Origin of the sequence: Marinobacter sp. BW6 (genome assembly GCF_008107725.1) — a bacterium.
In the GTDB taxonomy this organism is placed as follows: Bacteria; Pseudomonadota; Gammaproteobacteria; order Pseudomonadales; family Oleiphilaceae; genus Marinobacter.
This window is the reverse complement of record NZ_VIRN01000072.1, coordinates 1-455: the sequence shown is the minus strand read 5'-3', so window position 1 is coordinate 455 and position 455 is coordinate 1. Positions and strand designations below refer to the sequence as shown.

The 455-nt window shown below is 50.3% G+C and carries 1 protein-coding gene; it reads right to left on the bottom strand.

Annotation, left to right across the window (positions count from 1 at the left end; all coding sequences use genetic code 11):
- Positions 1 to 125 precede the first annotated feature (125 nt).
- The gene (locus FMN52_RS19805) at positions 126 to 275 is read right to left on the bottom strand and encodes a hypothetical protein (RefSeq protein WP_162039348.1); all 150 of its coding nucleotides are present in this window, start codon (positions 273 to 275) and stop codon (positions 126 to 128) included.
- Between the last annotated feature and the right edge of the window lie 180 nt (positions 276 to 455).

The following is a 455-nucleotide window of genomic DNA, read 5'->3' as shown; positions in this document are numbered from 1 at the left end:
ATTCCTGTCCTCAATGCGTCTATTTGCTATAATTATTTATATTCTTCTCGTCGAAGCCAGAGCCAAAAATTTGGAACGATCTAAAAAGCAACTACGACTGGGCGGGCATATGTCAACAAGGACGACTATCTGCTGCTCAGCTTGGATCGGCGTCTTCGTGTTTCCGCGCTGATGTTTTCGAAGAGGCCGAACTGACCGTTGGTCTGCGGGCCGGACAGCAGCCTTTTCATAACCACGCCGGCCAGAACAAACTCTTTCGATTCCATGCTGCTCATAGCGATCATCCTAATTAGAATTTCCAGGTTTCGCTCCCACACGATCGTTGCCGAGGCGCTATCACCGGCAAACTAACATGAGCCATTGTCGAACAATAAAGCCCGTACAGGCCGTGCTCCGGCGACCCGTTCTCTCTTCCAGGTTTCCGTCGAGGAATTCCCGACGATAGACATTAGGGA